18 protein-coding genes are annotated in these 20,660 nt (G+C 64.0%); 10 read left to right on the top strand and 8 right to left on the bottom strand.

Annotated features, from left to right (window positions below):
* The first annotated feature begins 173 nt into the window (after positions 1-173).
* Positions 174-932, top strand: a complete 759-nt coding sequence (locus CHB96_RS10585) for a M23 family metallopeptidase (protein ID WP_089245837.1) — start codon at positions 174-176, stop codon at positions 930-932.
* Here the strand turns inward: CHB96_RS10585 and CHB96_RS10580 are convergent.
* The 3 genes from CHB96_RS10580 to CHB96_RS10570 form a co-directional block, all read right to left on the bottom strand.
* Positions 929-2,122 carry a L,D-transpeptidase gene (locus tag CHB96_RS10580; protein ID WP_089246175.1) on the bottom strand — a complete coding sequence of 398 codons (1,194 nt, stop codon included), beginning with the start codon at positions 2,120-2,122 and terminating at the stop codon, positions 929-931. The two genes, CHB96_RS10585 and CHB96_RS10580, sit on opposite strands and share 4 nt — an antisense overlap.
* 162 nt (positions 2,123-2,284) lie before the next feature.
* Complete coding sequence (locus CHB96_RS10575) at positions 2,285-3,769, bottom strand: flavin-containing monooxygenase (RefSeq protein ID WP_089245835.1); 1,485 nt, start codon at positions 3,767-3,769, stop codon at positions 2,285-2,287.
* A gap of 29 nt (positions 3,770-3,798) precedes the next feature.
* Positions 3,799-4,668, bottom strand: coding sequence for an SDR family oxidoreductase (locus CHB96_RS10570; protein WP_089245833.1), 870 nt, complete (start codon positions 4,666-4,668; stop codon positions 3,799-3,801).
* Between the two features lie 91 nt (positions 4,669-4,759).
* On the opposite strand from CHB96_RS10570, the gene CHB96_RS10565 reads away from it, so the two are divergent.
* Both CHB96_RS10565 and CHB96_RS10560 read left to right on the top strand, forming a co-directional pair.
* The gene (locus CHB96_RS10565; protein WP_089245831.1) at positions 4,760-5,407 is read left to right on the top strand and encodes a TetR/AcrR family transcriptional regulator; all 648 of its coding nucleotides are present in this window, start codon (positions 4,760-4,762) and stop codon (positions 5,405-5,407) included.
* Positions 5,408-5,477: 70 nt separating this feature from the next.
* Entirely contained in the window at positions 5,478-5,843 is a 366-nt protein-coding gene (locus tag CHB96_RS10560) for a hypothetical protein (protein WP_089245829.1), read from the top strand.
* On the opposite strand, the gene CHB96_RS10555 is transcribed toward CHB96_RS10560, so the two are convergent.
* The 3 genes from CHB96_RS10555 to CHB96_RS10545 all read right to left on the bottom strand — a co-directional run bounded on the left by CHB96_RS10555 (position 5,804) and on the right by CHB96_RS10545 (position 10,018).
* Positions 5,804-8,680 carry an AfsR/SARP family transcriptional regulator gene (locus CHB96_RS10555; RefSeq protein WP_089245827.1) on the bottom strand — a complete coding sequence of 959 codons (2,877 nt, stop codon included), beginning with the start codon at positions 8,678-8,680 and terminating at the stop codon, positions 5,804-5,806. The genes CHB96_RS10560 and CHB96_RS10555 overlap by 40 nt on opposite strands.
* Positions 8,681-8,713: 33 nt before the next feature.
* Positions 8,714-9,301 (bottom strand): hypothetical protein, encoded by a 588-nt coding sequence (locus CHB96_RS10550; protein ID WP_089245825.1) that lies wholly within the window; start codon positions 9,299-9,301, stop codon positions 8,714-8,716.
* A 63-nt stretch (positions 9,302-9,364) separates the two neighbouring features.
* On the bottom strand, positions 9,365-10,018 hold the full coding sequence (locus CHB96_RS10545) for a pyridoxamine 5'-phosphate oxidase family protein (protein WP_089245823.1): 654 nt from the start codon (positions 10,016-10,018) through the stop codon (positions 9,365-9,367).
* Positions 10,019-10,078: 60 nt separating this feature from the next.
* Here CHB96_RS10545 and CHB96_RS10540 point away from each other — a divergent pair, with 60 nt between their 5' ends.
* Complete coding sequence (locus tag CHB96_RS10540) at positions 10,079-10,807, top strand: SDR family NAD(P)-dependent oxidoreductase (RefSeq protein ID WP_089245821.1); 729 nt, start codon at positions 10,079-10,081, stop codon at positions 10,805-10,807.
* Between the two features lie 3 nt (positions 10,808-10,810).
* Here the strand turns inward: CHB96_RS10540 and CHB96_RS10535 are convergent, their stop codons facing one another.
* Complete coding sequence (locus CHB96_RS10535; protein WP_089245819.1) at positions 10,811-11,458, bottom strand: TetR/AcrR family transcriptional regulator; 648 nt, start codon at positions 11,456-11,458, stop codon at positions 10,811-10,813.
* Between the two features lie 170 nt (positions 11,459-11,628).
* On the opposite strand from CHB96_RS10535, the gene CHB96_RS10530 reads away from it, so the two are divergent.
* On the top strand, positions 11,629-13,089 hold the full coding sequence (locus CHB96_RS10530; RefSeq protein WP_089245818.1) for an MFS transporter: 1,461 nt from the start codon (positions 11,629-11,631) through the stop codon (positions 13,087-13,089).
* A gap of 63 nt (positions 13,090-13,152) precedes the next feature.
* Here CHB96_RS10530 and CHB96_RS10525 read toward each other — a convergent pair whose 3' ends face one another.
* Positions 13,153-14,268, bottom strand: a complete 1,116-nt coding sequence (locus tag CHB96_RS10525; protein WP_245865443.1) for a glycoside hydrolase 5 family protein — start codon at positions 14,266-14,268, stop codon at positions 13,153-13,155.
* A gap of 100 nt (positions 14,269-14,368) precedes the next feature.
* Here CHB96_RS10525 and CHB96_RS10520 point away from each other — a divergent pair, with 100 nt between their 5' ends.
* From CHB96_RS10520 to CHB96_RS10500, 5 genes are all read left to right on the top strand, one after another.
* Positions 14,369-15,076 (top strand): GAF domain-containing protein, encoded by a 708-nt coding sequence (locus tag CHB96_RS10520; protein ID WP_089246171.1) that lies wholly within the window; start codon positions 14,369-14,371, stop codon positions 15,074-15,076.
* Between the two features lie 286 nt (positions 15,077-15,362).
* On the top strand, positions 15,363-16,724 hold the full coding sequence (locus tag CHB96_RS10515) for a sugar transferase (protein WP_245865441.1): 1,362 nt from the start codon (positions 15,363-15,365) through the stop codon (positions 16,722-16,724).
* 32 nt (positions 16,725-16,756) lie between these two features.
* Complete coding sequence (locus tag CHB96_RS10510; protein WP_089245814.1) at positions 16,757-18,133, top strand: O-antigen ligase family protein; 1,377 nt, start codon at positions 16,757-16,759, stop codon at positions 18,131-18,133.
* Entirely contained in the window at positions 18,043-19,095 is a 1,053-nt protein-coding gene (locus tag CHB96_RS10505; protein WP_089245812.1) for a glycosyltransferase family 4 protein, read from the top strand. The genes CHB96_RS10510 and CHB96_RS10505 overlap by 91 nt, the downstream gene beginning before the upstream one ends.
* The gene (locus CHB96_RS10500) at positions 19,095-20,612 is read left to right on the top strand and encodes a flippase (protein ID WP_089245810.1); all 1,518 of its coding nucleotides are present in this window, start codon (positions 19,095-19,097) and stop codon (positions 20,610-20,612) included. Before CHB96_RS10505 ends, CHB96_RS10500 begins: the two co-directional genes overlap by 1 nt.
* Positions 20,613-20,660 lie beyond the last annotated feature (48 nt).

The following is a 20,660-nucleotide window of genomic DNA, read 5'->3' as shown; positions in this document are numbered from 1 at the left end:
CGAGTTTCCTATGTGGTTCATGTGACGTACGGTTACTGATGGCACTTTTGGGGAAGAAAAGTACCAATGTTGAAGCTGTGATCACGCAGTTCTGATTTGTCGTGCCCCAAAACGCGTCACCAGCAGTTCGAAGCCCATCGAAGCAGTCGGGCAGAGACCAGGAGGTACGACACGTGGCTCGACGAGTTCACAAGGTGATTGCAGGTTCGGTGTTGTCGGCAGCGCTGTGCCTCGGTACGACGGGTCTGATCAATCCGACCGTCGCGGCAGCGCAGCCGACCATCGAACTACCCGAGATACCGATCCCGCAGCCCGACGCCCAACAGCGTGCAGCGATTCTCTCGGCGGTCCTGGACGCGACGGGTGTTCTCATCAACGAGGTCGCCGCCGTCATTCTCGATTCGGACTTCGGACCTGCCCCCGAGGGCGACACCAGCGCCGACGAGTTGGAATCCGAACCCGAGGTGAAAGCCGCTCCCCCGTCCGTCGGACTGGGTGGATCCATCCTGCCGCTCCCGGCGCGCAGCTACGAGATCAGTTCGGGTTACGGCGGCCGTAACAACCCGACCGGCAACGGAGCCCAGTATCACCAGGGAGTCGATCTGGCAGCGCCGTCGGGCACACCGATCTACGCGGTGACGGGCGGGACCGTCGAGCAAGCCGGAGACGCAGGCGACGGCTACGGCAACCTCGTGCGCATCAAGAGCGGCAACACGGTCACGTACTACGGGCATCAGTCGAAGGTGAACGTCAGCGTCGGTGACACCGTCGAACCCGGTGACCAGATCGGCAGCGTCGGCAGCACCGGCAACTCGACGGGACCGCACCTGCACTTCGAGGTCCGCAACAACGGGTCGAGCATCGAACCCGTCGCGTACTTGAAGACGCTCGGCATCGATCCCGCCAGGTATCAGAAGGGCGACTCCGACTAGACGCTGGTGGCGTTGCCGGCCTTCCACTGATCCCACGGGATGTTCCAGTCGCCGAGGCCGTCGACGCCGGACAGCGTTCCACCGAGGGTGTTCTTGACGACGACGATGTCACCGCGCTTGGTGTTGTCGTAGACCCACTTCGCGTTGCTGGGGCTCAGGTTCAAGCAGCCGTGGCTCGCGTTCGAGTATCCCTGCTGCCCGACCGACCACGGCGCGGAGTGGAAGAAGATGCCGCTGTAGGACATGCGCACCGCCCAGTCGACCGGGGTGCGATACCCGGCAGCGGAGTTCACCGGCACGCCGTACGTCGACGAGTCCATAACCAGGTGGTCGAACCGATCACCGATGATGTAGACCCCGTTGTCGGTCGGCGTGCTGTCCTTGCCCATCGACGTCGGCATCGTGATGACGTCCTGGCCGTTGACGTTGAACGTGACCTGCTTGGTGTTGTCGTCCGCCGTCGCGACCACGGCGTCACCGATGGTGAACGACGCCGTGGCGTTCTCCTGGCCGTAGATGCCGTCACCGAGATCGCGGCCGTACACGTTGACCGCGACGTCGACGCGCGTGCCCGACGCCCAGTAGTTCTGCGGCCGCCAGCGGACCTCACGGTCGTTGACCCAATAGAAGGCACCTTCGACGGGTGGCGTCGTCGTCACCTGGATGGCGTTCTGTGCGGCGATCTTGTCGGTGATCGTCTCGTCGAACTGCACCGCGACCGGCTGACCGATTCCGACGACGGCACCCTCCGACGGCAGCAGGTAGGGCTTGGTGAAGTTGCCGGGCTGGCTGGTGGTGAAGCTCGTGACGGTGCTCGACGCTCCCCCGAGTCCGTACGCGTCGGCCTGTACGCGGTATTCGCGGTTGTATCCGAGCGGCTCGGTGTTGGTCCAGGACAGTCCGTCCGGCGCCATCGCGCCCGAGACGGCCTTCCCCTCGGGATTGAGCATCGTGACGTTCGCAAGTTTGCCGTCGCTGACGGTGACGGTCACCGGATCCGCCGGCGAGAACCCGACGGCACCGTCGGCGACCGTCGAGGTCACCTTGGGCTTCATGAGCTCCGCGATGGGATTCGAATCGATCGGGGCAACCGCCTCGGTCGACGTCGTCGTCGTTCCACATGCCGACAGGACGACCACCCCAGCGAGCGCCGCGACAGCGCCCAGTACCGTTCCGCGCCAGACCTTCATGAACTGCTCCACTTCCGCACCAACCGATTACGCACGTACCGAATCGGACATTCCGGGAGCATATTGCCAGGCGAATCCGTGGGTCTCCACCCGAAATGCCGTTCGCGTTCGTAACGTTCGAATACCAATCGGCATGTTCGCGGTTCGTGTTACGTCACAAAGCTAGCGAAAGCTCATGTTGTCGTCGACGACGGATCCGTACCGCAACACCGGCAGATCTCTGAAGTAGTTCATGCGCAGTCGCCACGGCGCCTTGGATCCCTGCTTCGGGAACGAGTCGACGGACCGCAGCACATAGCCGGCGGCGAAGTCGAGGAACGGTTCTTCCCCGATCGACGGGTCCCGCGTCAGGCGCACCTCGCGATGTCCGCCGGCGTCCATGTGCTGGAGCAACCTGCACACGTAGTCGCAGACCAGGTCCGCTTTCAACGTCCACGACGCATTCGTGTAGCCGACGACGAACGCGAAGTTCGGGACGTCGGTCAGCATCATGCCCTTGTACGCCATGGTCTCGGTGAGGTCGACGGTTCGGCCGTCGACTTCGAGATCGACGTGGCCGAACGCGACGAGATTCAGCCCGGTCGCAGTGATGACGATGTCCGCGTCGAGGTGGCCTCCGGACTGCAACCGGATACCGTCGGCATCGAACCTGTCGATGTGATCGGTCACGAGTTCGACCTCGCCCTTGCGGATGCACCGGAAGAGATCGTTGTCGGGAACGAGGCACAGTCGCTGATCCCACGGGTTGTACTTGGGCGTGAAGTGGGTGTCGAGGTCGTACCCCTCGGGAAGCCACTTCTCCTGCAGCTTGCGAATCTGCTTCTTCATGAACTTCGGGTAGCGCTGGCACAGCACGTACAGACCGATGGCGGTCACTGCGTTCTTCAGACGAGTGACCCCGTAGGCAGCTTTCGCCGGCAGGTACTTCCGCAGCGCGAGCGCGATCGGATCCTTCGACGGCAACGACATGATGTAGCTGGGCGACCGCTGCAACAGCGTGACATGGTCGGCCTCACGAGCGAGGTTGGGCGCCAACGTGATCGCGGTGGCACCGCTTCCGATGACGACGACCTTCTTGCCTGCGTAGTCGAGATCCTCCGGCCACAACTGCGGATGCACGACGGTACCGCCGAAGTCGTCGATGCCGTCGAACTCCGGTGTGAATCCCTTCGTGTAGTCGTAATATCCGCTGCAGCACATCAGGAACGACGCGTGGAACGTGACGGTTTCTCCGGTGTCGGATCGGAGTGCGACGATCGTCCACCGCGAGTCTTTCGTCGACCACGATGCCTTCACCACTCGGTGGTGGAATCTGATGTTCTCGTCGATGCCGCCGTCGCGGGCAGTGTTCTCGATGTATTCGCGGATGTCCTTGCCGTCGGCGATCGACTTGTCCCCGGTCCACGGGCGGAAGTTGTACCCGAGGGTGTACATGTCCGAGTCCGACCGAATTCCCGGGTAGCGGAACAGATCCCACGTGCCGCCGATCGCGCCACGACTCTCGAGAATGGTGTACGTCTTTCCCGGCACCTTCGACTGCAGATGGTGCGCGGCTCCGATACCGGACAGCCCGGCGCCGACGATCAGTACGTCGACCGTCTCGGCGGCCACGTCCTGCGAGGATTCGGAAGGAGAAGTGGTTGTCATCGAGGCACTTTCGCGTGAGGGGGAATGAATTATCGCGTGACGTTGCGCTTGCTGGTCGACCGCCCGAGCGCCGCGACTTCTGCGTCCATTTTCGGTAGAAGCCTCGGCACGTGCTTCAGCAGAGCGCGGTCGCCGACGGCCGATTGCAGTACTCCCCTGAACAATCCGGCAGCCCCGACCCAGCGCGGCACGTAGACCTTGCGCTTCCGCTTCTCGAGGCCGTCGACGAACGCGTCGACGCACTTGTCGACGGTCATGGTGTGCCCGAAGGGACCGGGCATGAGACCGAGCATCTCACCGAACGCACCGAGGTCCGCTTTCGCGTCTCGCACGAGCGGGGTGTCGATCCACGCCATGTGCGCCGATCCGACGCCGACACCGCGATAGGTGACCTCGAGACGCAACGCGTTGGCGAATTGTTCGACCCCCGCCTTGCTGGCGTTGTACGCGGCCAGACCCGGGCACGCGGCGTATGCGGCCAGCGAGGAGACGATGAGGATGTAGCCCTTGCGTTCGATCAGCGACGGCAGTGTGGCACGTGCGGTGTTGAACACGCCCCGCAAGTTGATGTCGAGGACGCGGTCGAAGATTTCGGGGTCGACCTGAAGTACGGATCCGTAGCTCGCGATCCCCGCGTTCGCGAGAACCAGGTCCAGTCCCCCGAACTTCTCGACGCCTGCGTCGACGGCCGCCTGCATGGCCCCCAGATCGCGAACGTCGGCGACGACGGCAAGTGCCACGCTGTCACCGAGCTCGGCTGCCAGTTCGCGGAGTGGTTCTTCGTCGACATCGGTGAGGACCAGTTTGCTGCCCCGCGCGGCGAGCGATCGGGCGGTCTCGGCCCCGATTCCTCGCGCTGCGCCGGTGATGAACACGACCTTGTTCGAGAGTGCGGCCATGAGAAGTCCACCTCCATGTTCCGTTCCCCCCATTTTGGGAACTGCTACGTGTCACTTTCCATCTGATACGGATGGGTGTCAAGATCGGGGGGTGAGCACTTCCGACACCCGACCTGTTCCCGGCCGTCCGTACCGTGGGTCGTCGTCCGACCAGCGCCGTGAGGACCGACGCGAGAAGCTTCTCGACGCTGCCGTGGACATCTTCGGCACGAGTGGTTACCGCTCGGCATCGATCGACCGTGTCTGCGCAAGCGCCGGGTTGACCAAGCGTTACTTCTACGAGTCGTTCGACAGCAGCGAGGACCTGCTCGTCGCCGTCTACCGACGCGCGACGGCGACGATGCTGAACAGCATCGAAGTCCCTGCAGCAGAACATGATCCGACGGCGGAAGAAGTGCTCCAGGCTGCCTTGTCGAACTTCTTCCGCAGCGTGGCAGCCGATCCACGATCCGCGCGAATCGTGCTCCTCGAAGTCCTGGGCGTGTCGGCGGAGGTCGACGCTCTGTACCGGGAGACGACGTCGTTGTTCGTCGACGCGGTTCTCGCACTTGCGGCGTCGGTCGGCACGGCGCACGGCTTGTCCGGGCCGAACCGTCGAACATTGGCTGTCGGGTTGGTCGGGGCGGTCCTGATGATGACGCAGCAGTGGGTGCTCGCACCCGACACCGAGTCACTCGACGGTGTCATCGCCGGAGCACACACGATTCTGGGTGCGGTCGCGTTCGGTCGGCTCGAGTAGTTCCAAGTCGTTTCCAAGTGGCTGGGTGCACTCTTTCGTCCAGTTCCCATCGACGAAGGACGTACCCCTCATGAGCGCTCCGACCCTCTCCGAGTACTCGGCCCCGCTGACCGGCACCCGCATCAGGTCGGCACGAGTCCAGTTCTGCGACCGCGACGACGCCGAGATGTTTCTCGAATGGCTGCACGTGCGTGCCGAGTCGGCTGCTCGCGACGGCGCAGGCGCCGACATCACTTTTCCAGTGTTCGTCTGCACCGCCGCCGACGCCTACAGCCTGTCGTCCGCGCTCACATGCGCGGTGTTCGGCGACTCGGATCTGACCGATCTTCCCGACGCCGTGTCCGCGTCCGTCCGTCGGACATCGTTGCCTGCCGTGTTCGGGCCCTTCGACAGCGATCAGGGCTGGGAGGTCATGTTCGTGTCGTCTCTGAGGTGACCGTTCGACGACGGCGGGACTGCGACATGCACGAGTTCCCGCACCTCACCGCGCGTCAATCGCCGACCGATATCGATGTTCCGTCGAAGAGTCTCGTCGTCGACGGCTGCGCGGATCTCCCGGTCGTACCGCCCGATGTCGATGGGATCCATCGCCGACGGCACGTACCCGATCATCTCGACCTGACGGTCCACCACACCCAACAGCTGTGTCGCCGAATCGATCTCGTTCCTGCGGAACAATGCGTACGCCAGCGTCGCGAGACCGACCATCCACGACGACGTATCGGACACGTCGTCGCATGCATCGATCATGCGAGCCAGCTTGCGTTCGGCCGGTCCACCCCAACGCTGCTGCGCGAGATCCACTTTGGCGTGAATCCACAGCGCGGACGCCAGGCACCACTGATATCCGCACTCCTCGGCCACGGCTGCGGACGAGGCCAGAAGCTGCTCGGCCCGACTCAGATCACCGCTGCGCAGAAACGCTGTGCCTGCGGACATCAGGGCCTCTGCCTTCGTGTACGGGGCATCGATGACGTCCGACAGTGCGAGCGCTTCGTCGGCATGCGCGACGGCTTGGTCCGTCAATCCGGATCCTGCCTCGAAGAACGCGAGCGACACCAAGGCGTCGGACCGCGCGAGCTCGTCCGAGTGCGTCCGAGGTTCCAATTCGGCCAGCCTGCCGAAGGATTCGAGCAGACCCGAGATGTCGCCGGCCAGATACCGGGTGATGGTCAAGCCCGCCACTGCGCGCACGAGCACCCCGATGCCTATGTCCTTGGCCTTCATGGCCGGCTCGAGGTACCGAAGCCCTTCTGCCACGTGGCCGCGGCGATACCAGTACCAGTACAGGCTGCCCACGATGCGTAGATACGTTTCGGATGTGTTGTCCAGATATTCGAGCGCCGAACGCACGTTCGGCATGTCGTGATCGAGGCGCTCCATCCAGCGCGGACAGTCCGGACCGCGCAATCCGAAGTAGGCGTCCTCTGCCATGGCGACGACCCACTCGGTGTGGCGAGCTCGCAGCTCCGCCGATCGAGCCGGATCACGGTGCAGCGCAGCGTAACTCCGGAGAGTTTCGAGCATCCGGTATCGCCGCGGATCACCACCCGACGACTTCACCAGCGATTTGTCGATCAGCGCACCGAGGTCGCCGATGATCCCGCGGTGGCCGGTGACCTCGCGCGCGGCGTCGAGGTCGAATCCGCCGTCGAAGACGGCCAGATCCAGGAACAACGCGCTTTCCGACGGCTGAAGACTGGAATACGACCATTCCACTGCGGCCAGCATGGTCGAATGCCGCAGATTGGTCCTCGGCCCACCCCGCAGCACGGAGAATCGATCGTCGAGGTTGTCGACCAACTGCCGGACCGAGAGCGTACGACATTGCGCCGCAGCAAGTTCGATGGCGAGCGGCATTCCGTCGAGTGCTCGGCACAGCTTCTCGAGTAGTTCCAAGTCCTCTGCACCCGGGTCCCAGCCACCCAACTGCGGCGACGCTCGATCGACGAACAGGCGGACCGCCTCCCCCGTCGCGCCCGAGGACATGGACGGGGTGTCGTAGACGTATTCACCGTGCGCGCCGAGAGCTTCTCGCGACGTTGCCAGGATCGACACTCCAGGGCAGGATGCCAGCACCGACGACACGAAGTCGGCGACCGGACCCAGCACCTGTTCGCAGTTGTCGAGAACGAGAAGTGTCTGCCGGTCGCGCAGAATCGCGACGAGTGATGCGGCACCGCCGGACACCGTCACCCCGAGTGCCGTGGCGATCGCGTCGACCAGCAATCCGCCGTCGCGAACGTCCGCCAATTCGACGAACCACGGCCCATCGGAATCCTGACGACGACGCGCCACCTCGAGGGCGAGCCGCGTCTTGCCCATCCCTCCCGGCCCGGTGAGGGTGACGAGCCTGTTGGTCGCACCCGCCTGTTCGACGGCGTGCAACTGGTCCTGCCTGCCCACGAGCGGCGTCAGCGGAATCGGAACCAGGCTGTGCCGCGCCGGGGGGCGCGCGTCCTGCACCTGCGCGGTGTGGGCGTCGAGCGAGGGGTCCTGACGCAGGATCTTCTCGTGCAGCGCGCTCAGACTCGGCCTCGGATCCGCACCGAGCTGATCGGCCAGATTCTCGCGCGCGGTCCTCAGCGCCGTCAGCGCATCGCCCTGTCGACCTGCGCGGTACAACGCGAGCGCCAGCAATTCCCAGGCCCGCTCCCGCAGCGGGTGCTCACGGGTGTGCGCCTCCAGGGCGGCTGCGGAGGACACGTTCTCTCCCAACGTGATTGCCGCGTCCATCCGATCCTCGAACACACCGATGCGACGGTCTTCGAGATGCCTGATCTCAGCCTCGGCGAACGGCCTGTCTGCGCAGTCCGCGTGGGCTGGCCCGCGCCACAGATCGAGAGCGTCGCCGAGAACGTGGTCGGCGGCGGGATAGTCCTGCGCGACGAGTGCGTGCCTGCCGGCCTCCGCGAGCTGGAGGAACCGCGTCGAATCGAGCCCGTCGGCGGGAAGGACGAGGGCATAACCGGGTCCGCGTCGGACGAGCACGGTCGGCTTGCTCGTTCCTCGATTCGGTTCGAACGCTTTGCGTAGCGTCGAGATGTAGCCCTGCAACGTCAGCGACGCGGTCCGAGGTGGCGCATCGCCCCACAGGTCGTCGATCAGTGCGTCGTCGGTGACCATGCGGCCGTTCGCGATCGCGAGCCGGGCGACGATCGCACGAGGAACCGGCCCACCGAGAGCGATGGGCCGGCCGTCCAGAAAAGCCTCGATCGGGCCGAGAACCCGCAGCTCGACGCGAGCGCTCGGTGTGGGCTGATCGGTCGACACCGATGGATCATAAAGTGCCGCCGACGTTTCGTCTTACCGTTGGCGAATCGCCAACAGGACGCCGAGGATCGCGTAGCCCAGGATCAGGTGCGCGGACCCGACGATCTGTCCGGCGTCACGCACGATCAGCACGAGCGGGATGGTCGCGACGAACCAGGACTGAGCCCACAGCGTCCACCACCGAACGATCCCGGTCCACCGGCCCGCGATCGCGATCCGGATTCCGATACCCACCATGCCCAGCATCGACAGGGGCCAGAACAGGTCGAACGCCATCCACACCGCAGTGCCGTGCAATAGCCAGAAGGCGTCCAGCGTCGACGAGACGAGCGCGCCTGCCATGAACACGAACTGCGCGATGTAGAAGCCCCTGGCCACGCGGCCGTCGCCCATCGCGTGCGTGCGGAACTGCAACAGAAGCAACCGGATGATCGCGATCTGGAACGCGACGGCGGTGGCGCCCCCGACGACCGATTGCCAGCCGAATCCCTCGTGGCCTCCGATGAGCGCCATCCCGACGGCCCACGCCGTCGTCGCAGTCGCCAGCAGGATTCCGGTGGATCGGGCCGCCGTCGGAACGACAGTGCCTGCGGTGGGCGATGAGTTCTCGATCAGTGCCATGGTTTTGACTCCTCGTGTGAGTGGAAGGTTTCTGCTCACACGATGGGCGCTGCTACTGGGAACTCACTGGGAGTCCGCTGGAACCTCCTGCGGCTGGTAGAGCTGCTTCTCGTAGGAGGCGCCGTAGTACTTCTCGAGCTCGGCCAACGACTCGGGCGAATCCGGCATGACGGCCTTGGTGATCTCCGAGACGGTAGGCATGACTGCCGGATCCCACGTATCCGGCTCCCACAGCTTCGATCGCATGAAGGCCTTGGCGCAGTGGAAGAAGATCTGCTCGACGTCGACGACCAGGCACAGGATAGGACGATGCCCCTTGACGGTCATGTCCTCGAAGAACGGTGCATCCTTGATCAGCCGTGCGCGGCCGTTGACGCGCAACGTGTCCCCACGCCCGGGAATGAAGAAGTTGATCCCCACGAACGGGTTGGCCAGCACGTTCCGATAGCCGTCCATACGCTTGTTGCCTGGGCGCTCCGCGATGGCGATGGTGGTCGAATCCAACACCCGCGCGAGCTGCCCCGCCGGGTCGCCTTTGGGGGAGACGTCGCATCGACCGTCGGCATCTGCGGTGCCGATGAGACAGAACGGCGACTCGGAGAGCCATCGAATATCCAAGGGATGCAAGGCCGATCGATCCTTGTTGGCCGCCCGGTAGCTAGGGGTGCCGAACATCCGGGTCAGTTCGTCTGCGTCTCGAATCTCGTCCCATGCCACCAGTCGACTCTAACAACCGTGCCGGACATCGTCACCGGAGTTTCTGGCAGAGTCACCCGTATGGCCACCCCGCTCACAGTCGTCACCGGAGGCAGTCGAGGAATCGGCGCCGCGATCTGCAGGAGACTTGCCGCCGACGGCCACGACGTCGTCGTCACCTATCTGAATGCACGCGACGCTGCGCAGGAGGTCGCCGACGACGTTGCCCGCCTCGGCCGTCGCGCACTCGTCGTGAGAACGGACACGACGGACGAGTTTTCGGTCGTCGAGATGTATCGACAGGTGCGTGAATTCGGTTCTCTGACAGGGCTCGTCACGAATGCGGGTGCGGCGTCGGCCGTCGGCAGCCTCGTCGACAACGATCTCGATTCCATCCGGGCGGACATCGATCTGAATCTCGTCGGAGTGCTGGCGTCCATCAAATACGCGATCGAGCCGATGACGGACTCGAGACACGGGTCTATCGTCAACATCTCTTCGGCCGCAGCAACTCTCGGCAGTCCGAACATGTACGTGCACTATGCGGCATCCAAGGCCGGAGTCGAAGCGCTCACCGTCGGACTCGCGAAAGAGTTGGCGGAGAGGAACATTCGTGTCAACGCGGTTGCACCCGGCACCATCTGGACCGACTTCCACCGGGATCCGCAGAGGCCGGCGAAGGTAGCCGAGATCGTGCCGATGAAACGCGCGGGACGGCCCGAGGAAATCGCGGGCGCGGTGTCGTGGCTGCTGTCCGACGACGCGTCGTACGCGTCGGGCACAACCGTGAGGATCGCAGGCGGGCAGTAGGCACTATCGGCGCGTGACCGGCGCCTGCCACAGCCCGACCGTCGCGTCGATCAGATCCGTGCCGCAGTCCTGCCAACTCGCCGGCCGCTCGGGGTGCTGCTCCGCGAAGTCCGCTTCCCTCTCGGCACACACGTTCATCAGCAGATTGCGCGCCATGGCGCCGCGCGCCCGACGGACGTCCAGTGGCAGGTCCGGCAGACAGCGGCTGAGACCGGCGAGTGTCGTACGCAGCGAGTCCGATCCCCCGGCGTGCTCGTACGCAACCGAACGCAGAGCCGGATCGGCGACGACCTGAACCGTGAAGCGGCCGTACCAACTGGGCGAACCGAGTTCGTCCAGGTGATCGGTGTACGGCCTGATGAGACACGTCACCCAATCGCGGAGGTCGTCGGCCTCCCCCACGAGACCGACCATCCGAATCCTGGCCTCTTCGATCTCGGCGGAGTGCTTCACGACGATGGCGCGCACGAGGTCGGCCTTGGTTCCGAAGTGGTAGCCGACGGCGGCGTTGTTGCCTTGCCCTGCCGCTTCACTCACCTGCCGATTCGACACGGCATGGAGACCTCTTTCGGCGTAGAGCCGTTCGGCGACCGTCAGGATCGCGTCTCGGGTCTCGGCAGTGCGCGTCGACCTCGCTCCACCGCTCGTCATGACATCCAGCCTTTCACAACTCGTTTCGCGTCCCTGCACAACCCAAGGGGCCGAATCGGACATAACAGCCACAGTGAACAGAATCGCTTTGACGAAGTCAATCACTTGACTTAGATTATTTCAGTCAACTGCTTTACTTCGATCGACAGCGCCCTGAAAGGCTCCTCCCTATGTCCGTATCCGTGCCCGAATCCGCACGCGTCGAGCCGACGCGTACCGGCGCCGTGGTCGCGGTTCTGGCCTTCACCGGAATCGTCGTCTCGCTCATGCAGACACTGATCATTCCGCTGATCCCCCAGCTCCCCGCACTACTCGATGCATCGTCCGCAGACACCGCATGGGCGATCACGGCGACGCTGCTTGCAGGCGCGGTGGCCGTTCCGGTCATGGGACGCCTGGGCGACATGTTCGGCAAGAGACTGCTGCTGCTCGTCAGCCTCGGCCTCATGATCGCCGGCTCGATCATCGGCGCACTGAGTGAATCGCTCGTTCCGCTCATCATCGGGCGTGCACTGCAGGGACTCGCGGCGGGTGTGATCCCGCTCGGCATCAGCATCATGCGCGACGTCCTGCCCAGGGAACGCCTCGCAGGCGCGACGGCAACCATGGGCGCATCCCTCGGAGTGGGCGGCGCGCTCGGCCTGCCGGCCGCGGCGTTGATCGCCGAGTACGCCGACTGGCACTTTCTGTTCTGGGTGTCGGCCGCCTTGGGTGTCGTCGTGACCGGGCTCGTCGTCTGGGCAGTTCCGGAATCCACCGTCCGCACCGGAGGCTCGTTCGACGGTGTCGGTGCCGCGACGTTGTCCATCACACTCGTCGCACTGCTGCTCGCGATCTCGAAGGGATCGAGCTGGGGTTGGACGAGCACGACCACGATCGTCCTGTTCGCCGTGTCGGCTGTCTCGCTTGCCTTCTGGGGTTGGTGGGAACTGCGTTCGTCCCAGCCCCTCGTCGATCTCCGAGTGTCGGCGCGCCGTCAGGTACTGCTGACGAACGTCGCGTCGGTGGTCTTCGGATTCGCGATGTTCGCGATGACGCTCGTCTTCCCGCAGGTTCTGCAGCTTCCCGCGGCAACGGGATTCGGGCTCGGCAAGTCGATGCTCGTCACGGGTCTTGTCATGGCACCGTCCGGCATCGTCATGATGCTCGTGGCACCGCTGTCGTCCCGCATCACGACGACGAAGGGGCCGAAGGTGACACTCATGATCGGCGCGATCGTCGTCGCGATCGGCTACTTGTTCGGCGTCGTGACGATGAGCGCGATCTGGGAGCTCGTGTTGATTTCGTGCATCATCGGCGCGGGAATCGGATTGGCGTACGGCGCAATGCCTGCCCTCATCATGGGCGCCGTGCCCGCATCGGAGACCGCAGCCGCGAACAGCCTGAACACGTTGATGCGCTCCCTCGGAACCTCGAGTGCCAGCGCCGTCGCCGGTGTGATCCTGGCGCAGATGACGGTCACGCTCGGATCGACAGAAGTTCCGTCACAGGGCGGTTTCCGCGTCACGATGGGCGTCGCAGCCGCAGCGGCGATCATCGCGCTCGTCGTCGCCGCGTTCCTGCCGCGCTTCGAGAAGACTCGGTCTGCAGTCGTCGCTCAGGTCGAATCCGAAGTGCCCGTGCGTCACTAGCACCCCGCCCCATCCCACCCCACCGGCCACGCACATGCATATGCATGTGCGTGGCCGGGTGCGTTACGCGGCCGGATGTGCGGCCGTGAATCCCGCGACTCTGTTGTAAGCGAGCTTCGGCGTGAAGTCACGACGCAGCAGGCCGAAGTTCTGCTCCGGATCGGCGGTGTTGGTTCCGGCGTCACGCGAGCTGTACACGAACGCCGGCCCCATCCACGAGTTGCCGAGCACCGCATCCATGACGATTCCGATCGTGTCCGATTGAACCTGCTCGGTCACGGCGTTCGCCGCCGTGCCTGTCGGCGCCCCGAACTCGGTCAGCCAGATCTGCTTGGCACTGTCGCCGCCCGCGACCATGATGTCGCGCATCGGCCACATCGCCTGTGCGGTACTCCAACTCGCAGTGCTGGGATCGTTCGGCAGATACGGGTACGTGTACGGGTGGATGTTGAACGCGTCGAAGTACTGATTTCCGCCGACGTCGTACATCGCCTGTAGAAACGCCTTGGGTCCGATGTTGGTGCCGTTGCTCTCGGCAGGCGCGAGTCCACCCGACAGTACGGTCGATTCCGGCTGGGCCGCCTTGATCGCTCGATAGGTCGCGCGCAACAGAATCGAATACGCCGTGGGGTCCGGCTTCGGTTTGAAGAAGCCCACGATGTTCGGCTCGTTCCAGACTTCCCACAGATTCATGTAGTCGCGGTACCGCTGCACGACGGTCGACGCGAATGCTGCGAACGCATCCGGATTCGCCGGACGCGAATGCGAGTCGGTCAATGCTCCGGCGACCCTCGCCCATTGCGGTGTGTAGGCGATGATGCCGAGCGGGCACAAACCATGTGCGACGACGGCAGAAAGAATCCGGTCGGTATTCGACCAGTTGAACCGTCCTCGAACCGATTCGATTGCGGACCAATCGATGTCGACGCGGACTCCGAATACCCCCGCGTTGCTCATCGCGGTGAGCTCACGGTCGAGGTCCGTGTCGGAGGCAGCACCGATCGACGCACCGGGAGACACTCCTATGCGAGGTGCGCTCGACATGCCGGAACACTTCCCGCCGGACATCGGTGCGGCCTGCGCCACCGACGGCGACACGAACATCGAGAGAATTAACAGGACGAGAGTGGTGAGCGTGAACAGCTTGGGAGTTCCGCTCAGCTGTACACGCTGAAGCACCGGAAGATGCTAGCAGCAATATCGCGCGAAAAAACAATCTTTCGAACTTACACGTCGAATGAAAGCGGAGTATTCACCGGTCTGCACTAACATCGGCGAAATGACTATCGGAGTTCCAGAGTTCGACGATCGGCTCGACGCGATACTCGGACAGCAAGCCGAAAAAGCAGGAGAGTCCGTCGACGGTTATGTACGACGCGCAGTCGTCACCCGCCTCGTGCAAGAGCTGACGGACCGGGACGACTCGGAACTCGGGCAGTTGCTGCGGCATCTCAAGGCCGCTCAGATCGAACCGACTGCCGCGGCCGAGGAGTCGTCGTCGATCGAGCGGGCACTGGACGACCCCGACCGTCTCGCAGCCGTCGAACGGACCGGATTGTTGGACTCCCCGAAGGAAGACAGCTACGACCGGCTCGTCGCTATGGTGGTCGACGCACTCCAGGTACCGTCTGCTGCAGTGTCGCTCATCGACAACAGGCGTCAGTTCTACAAGAGCGCAGTCGGCCTTCCCGTCGAACTCGAAGAAGCGCGCGAACTCCCGGTGAACGACTCCATCTGCCAGTACACGATCGACGGGGGCCAACTTCTCGTCGTCGAGGACGCACGAGTCCACGAGTTGCTGAAAGATCACCCGGCAGTGTTGAACAAGCTCGCCGTCTCGTACATGGGCGTCCCGCTGAAAGACGACCAGGGCCACGCTGTCGGCACGTTGTGCGTCTGGGACGAGCAACCCCGGGAATGGACCGTCGGCCACCAACAAATACTTCAGGATCTCGCCTGGATCGTTCGTGAGCGAATCTTCGGCTGAACCTTTGCAATTGAAACTATCGCCCCGTAATTCGGTGGTAAAACCGGAAAACAGCCGTTTTTCCGTAACAAGATCGATAAGGCAAAGACGTTTTCGTAAAGCCTGGCTGGGATAGTCTTCAGCTGTGCTTGGAACTCGCTTTCGGTCCCGAACGGGAGTTTGACCAGTGTCGAATACGCTTGCATCACCAGCGCCTACCTCCGAAACCGCTCGTCGCGACCCGCAGATCAAACAACGTGGTCTGGCCGATCGCCTCCGAGTCGATCCGCTACATACGATCGTCACGGTGGCGGTCGACGTACTGACGGCAGTCCTCGCGGTCGGCGTCGGGGTGCTGTGGCGCGCCGGCAGCCTCACCGAACTCGGTTGGATTCCATGGCTTTTCGTCCCGATCGTCATAGCGATCCTGGGCGCGAGGTCGTTGTACCGCCGAAGCCTCCGTCGCAATTTCCTCGACGAGGTCGGGCCGGTCGAGACGTCGGTGGCCTTCGCCGTTCTGGGCGTGCTGACGATCATGTTGGTCGCGGGCACCGAATATCGACCGAGCCCCGTCATGGTCCGAATCTGGATCTGCGCGGCCGTGTTCATCGCGGCGGGCCGTCTGGTCCGTGTTCTGATCCAGCGTCGCCTCAGAAGCAAGTACCACTCCGCTGCACCGACTCTGATCATCGGCGGAGGCCCCATCGGGCATCAGCTGGTCGCACGGATGCGTCAGTTCCCCGAATACGGTCTCGAGCCCGTCGGCCTGGTCGACGTTCCTCCTGTGGCTCCTGTCGACCCCACAGCATCCGATTTCATCGACGTCCCGTACCTCGGAACACCGAGCGAGTTCGAGAAGATCGCGCGTAGCACGGGAGCCGAAGAGGTCATCATCGCCTTCTCGGCCGTGCAACACGAACAGCTCGTGGCAGCCACGCGGACCGCCCACAAGTTGGGTATGCGGGTGTGGGTCGTTCCTCGCCTGTTCGACACGGTCGGCAACAAGACACGCGTCGAACACATCGGCGGCCTTCCGCTGATGGTCATGCCGCACGTCGACCCCAAGGGATGGCAATTCCTTCTCAAAGGCGCACTGGATCGAACCCTGACCGCGTTCGGGCTGCTACTCCTCTCCCCCGTCTTCCTGCTGCTGATGCTGCTCGTACGGTTGAGCTCTCCCGGTCCGATCTTCTTCGCGCAGGAGCGCATCGGCCGCGACGGAATTCCGTTCGACTGCCTCAAGTTTCGTTCGATGCGTCCTCCCCGGGCGTCCGACGCGGAATTCGTCCGCACCGAGGGTGCTGCTCCCGGCGGTGTGGAGGGTGTGGATCGACGGACCAAGATCGGCAAGATCATGCGTCAGACGTCTCTCGACGAGCTGCCACAGCTGCTGAACGTCCTGAAGGGCGACATGAGCCTCGTCGGGCCTCGCCCCGAACGCCCGGTCTACGTGGACCTGTTCGAGATGCAGATTCGCCGCTACGGCGAGCGTCACCGCGTCAAGGCAGGCGTCACCGGGTGGGCGCAGGTGCACGGCCTTCGCGGACAGACATCGATCGCCGATCGCGCCGAATGGGACAACTACTACATCGAGAACTGGTCCGTCTGGCTCGATCTCAAGATTCTGTTCCTCACCGTGCTCGCAGTTCTGAAGCGGGCCGAGGACTGATTCATGGGTAGCCCAGATTCACCGGGTACTTCGTGATCACCTTCGTCGGTGTGGCATTCGCCGCCGTGATCGTCGTGGCGGTGGGCTTCGCGGTGGCCAGGGCGATCTTCTACCGGCCCCAGCGAGGAGTACTTCTGCTGGCAGCGGGAGTCCCGCTGAACGGCCTGCTGGTGTTGCTTCCTGTTTCGGGGTTCGTGTCGGGCTGGAAGGAAGGTCTCGTCCTGTTCACGCTCGGCTGCGCGTGGCTGCGGCGCGGCGACTCCCGGATCTCACGACGACCTGCCCTGTTCATGCCGTGGTGGCCCGCAGTCGCGTTGTTCGTCGGAATGGGAGTGGTGTCGGCGTTCGCGACCTTCGGTGTCGTCGGAATCTTCGCGATCAAGGTGACGTTCTTCTACATCACTCTGATCGGCATCATGTGGCTTGCGCCGTTCGACGCCGAGGATCGAGACAATCTCGTGAGCGTCCTGATGGGCATGGGCATCTTCACGTCGGTCGTCGGTATCGCGCAATTGATCGCAGGCCCGGCCGCTCTCGTCTCTCTGGGATACGAGTACGGCACCCAGGTGCGTACGTCGGGCGGACTGTTGCGCACGTTCAGCACGTTCAATCTCCCGTTCCCGTTCGGCCTGTACGTCATGCTGGCGCTGCTCGTCGGCGGTGCCGTCGCGTTGGCCGAGCCCCGACGACGTCGAAACCTGTTGTTCCTCTGCGCCTCTCCGATGATGGTCGTTGCGATGTCGAGCTCGATCGTCCGCGGCGCCATTCTCGGCCTGGTCGTCGGCGTGATCTACCTCATCGCCATCCGGTTCCGTTTCCTCGCAGCGCCTCTCGCTCTCGCCGCGGCCGCCGTGGCCGCGGTCGTACCGTTCGTCCCGAAGATCACCGAGGTCTTCTTCTCCTCCCGGAGTCTCGGACAACGCGGCGACGGGTGGAACAACATCATCGCGAGCATCCTCGTCCATCCTCTCGGAACCGGCCTCGGATCGAGCGGATCTGCCGCGGACCGCATTTCGACGGCCTCGGGTGCCGCCTTCACGACCGAAGACGGGCTGTCCACCAACTATCAGCCCGACAACTATTACGTGAAGTCCGTCCTCGAATTGGGGCCCATCGGACTGTGGATCGTCGTCGCGCTCCTGGTGACCGTCCTGATGTGGTGCACCCGATTGTCGCGGTCCATGCCGGGACGCGACGGCGCGCTCGCACTGGGCGTCGGCGCCTCCGTCGTCGCCGCGATGTTCGCAAGCCTGGTTTCCACGTATTTCGAGATCTTTCCGATCGACGTTTATTTCTGGCTACTGTTAGGGGTGGTGGGATGCGCAGCCGCGCAACACGATACGTCTACGGGGCGCTCGCGCTTCGACCCGGCGGAAGCGGAGTACAGACCTACATCCGCGAGCTCCTGAACGAACTGCCGTCGCAGCTCTCGGGCGGCGATCTGGCCGCCGTGGTGCAGAAGGACGCCGTCGGCGAGCTCCCTTCCGAGGTGTCACCCATTCCCCGACGCGTGGCCGACGGAGCCGTCCGCGCGCTTCTCGGTGCGTTGCCCGTCGGGTCTGCCGACGTCGTCCACGGCCTCGACGTCGATCTGCCCCTGGTGACTCGCGCGTTCACCGTTGCAACGGTCCACGACCTTTCGGTGATCGACATGCCGTCCGCGTCCAGCCGGTTCCGGGCGCTCGGTGAGCAACGGCTCGTGCGCCACACTCTTCGCCGAGCCGACCTGCTGCTCGCGGTGTCCCAGTTCACCGCAGATCGAATCAAGGCCGTCAGTGGACGCGACGCCGTGGTGACCGAACTGGCACCTGCAGCGTGGGCTCGCCCTCCGCAGGACGATGTGGTCGACAAGGTGCGAGCGAAGTACTCGCTCCCCGACAAGTTCGTCCTGCAGGTCGGGACTGTAGAGCCTCGCAAGAATGTCCAGCTCGTCGCCGACGCCGCGGAGAAAGTCGGCGTCCCATGCCTTCTCGCGGGCGCGGGCTCCACCGGCCCCGACAAGCCGACGTCGGCGATCGGTCTCGGGTACGTCGACGCCGAGGACTTGCCCGGGCTGTACGCTGCTGCGACGGTCACCGCGTACGCGTCGCGCTACGAGGGATACGGCTTGCCGCCCGTCGAGGCCATGGCCTGCGGTGGCGCCGTCGTCGCCAGCGCTGTCGGTGCGCTGCCCGACGTCGTCGGAAACGGTGCTGTTCTGCTGAAGTCCGAGGACGAGTCCGACTGGGCCGACGCACTTCGACCTCTGGTGTTCGACGACGCGGCCCGCGACGAATTGACCGCGGCCGCGACTACTGCCGCACAGGAGATGAGCTGGCGGCGGACCGCCGAGAAGACCGCTCGGGCGTACCGGGACGCCGGGGTGACCTGATGACCGAGAGTACGACCCCGGACGGCATGGAGACGCCGCCGGACTACCGCGCGATCGCGGCGGACCCCAAAGCAGCGGCTCGCGCCACTGCTGCTGTGCTCATGAGCCGAGTCGTCGTCGCTGCACTCGGGTGGATCGGCAGCGTGGTCATCGCGCGCACTCTGAGTCCGGACGAGTGGGGCCAATTCAGCTTCGTCTTCGCACTTCTCGGCCTGATGTCGGTCGTCACCGACCTGGGCGTCGGGCGCGTCGTGCTGGCCAGGCTCATCGACGACGACGTCGAGGAGATCGCCCGTACTGCGTCGTCGTTCCTCGCACTGCGCTTCGTGTTGGGCCTTGTCGGGTACCTACTCGCGATCGCGTACGTGCTGGTACTCGGCTATCCGTCGGAGGTCGTACTCGCCACTGCCGTAGGTGGACTCGTCGTCGTCTTCGCGACTCCGAGTCACGCGCTGTCCGTGCTGTTCCAAGCACGACACCGATTGTTGCTCGTCGCAGTCGCCGAAAGCGTGGGCCAGGTACTGCAACTCGCGTTGACGGTGCTGGCAGCCGTGTTCGCACCGACATTGCTGTGGTTCGTGCTGCCTGCCGTCGCCAACGAGATCTTCAAGCTCGTGACGAAGGGCTTCGGAATCCGGAGTCGGTCCGTCGGACTCAGACCGTCCAGGCACATCGAAATACGGCGGTGGGGACCGTATCTCAAGGAGGCAGTGCCACTCGCCATCGGTTTCGCGCTCACCATCGCGATGTTGAAGATCGACGTCTTGATGTTGAGTTTGCTCGACAACTTCGACGCGGTCGGCCTTTACTCGATCGGCTACAAGTTCTCGGACATGATCGACACCTTCACACTCGCTGCGGTCGCACCCGTCAGCACGTTGTTGATCGCATCGTGGCCGGACGACCTCACGACGTTTCGGGAGAGATCTCGCTCGGCGGCAACGCTGTTCATCGTGTTCGGCGCGATGGCGGTTGCGGGCTTCTGGCCGTCGGCCGAGCCGTTGATCCAACTGCTCTACGGTGACCGATTCGTCGAGGGCGCGCATGCGGCACGGTTGCTGGTGCTGGGAGCAGCACTCATGTCCCTGGTGATGCTCGGAATCTTCGTGCTTGCTTCGGCGGGAATGCAGCGTCACTATCCGGTGGTCGCGCTTCTGGGACTCGCTATCAACGTAGGTCTCAATCTGGTTCTGATTCCGCGAATGTCGTACAACGGGGCAGCTATTTCCACGGTAGTCACGATCGGGGTGACGCTGGTGTTGCTGTGGATCGTCATCGAGCGCAGCATGCCGATGTCGTCGGTGCTGCCGGTCCGTTCCGTCGCCGCGGTTGCGATTGCCTGTGCGGCGGTGTCAGGTGTCGCTTACGTTGCCGTCCAGCAATTCTCCGCAATCTGGTTGCCCATCTCCGTCCTCTCCGCTGCCCTTGTCGGGGCCATCGTGTTCGCCCTCGTCGCCGTCGGCGCGATCGAGTCTCCCCTTCCTTCCGCAAACAAGGGCCGACATGCTCGCCGATGAGCCCAACGGAAAGGGAAATGGCATGATCGCCACGACGCCCGAAACGGC

The organism is Rhodococcoides kyotonense, from assembly GCF_900188125.1.
Classification (GTDB): Bacteria; Actinomycetota; Actinomycetes; order Mycobacteriales; family Mycobacteriaceae; genus Rhodococcoides; species Rhodococcoides kyotonense.
Note: the sequence above shows the minus strand (reverse complement) of the source record. Positions and strands in the feature narration are given on the sequence as shown.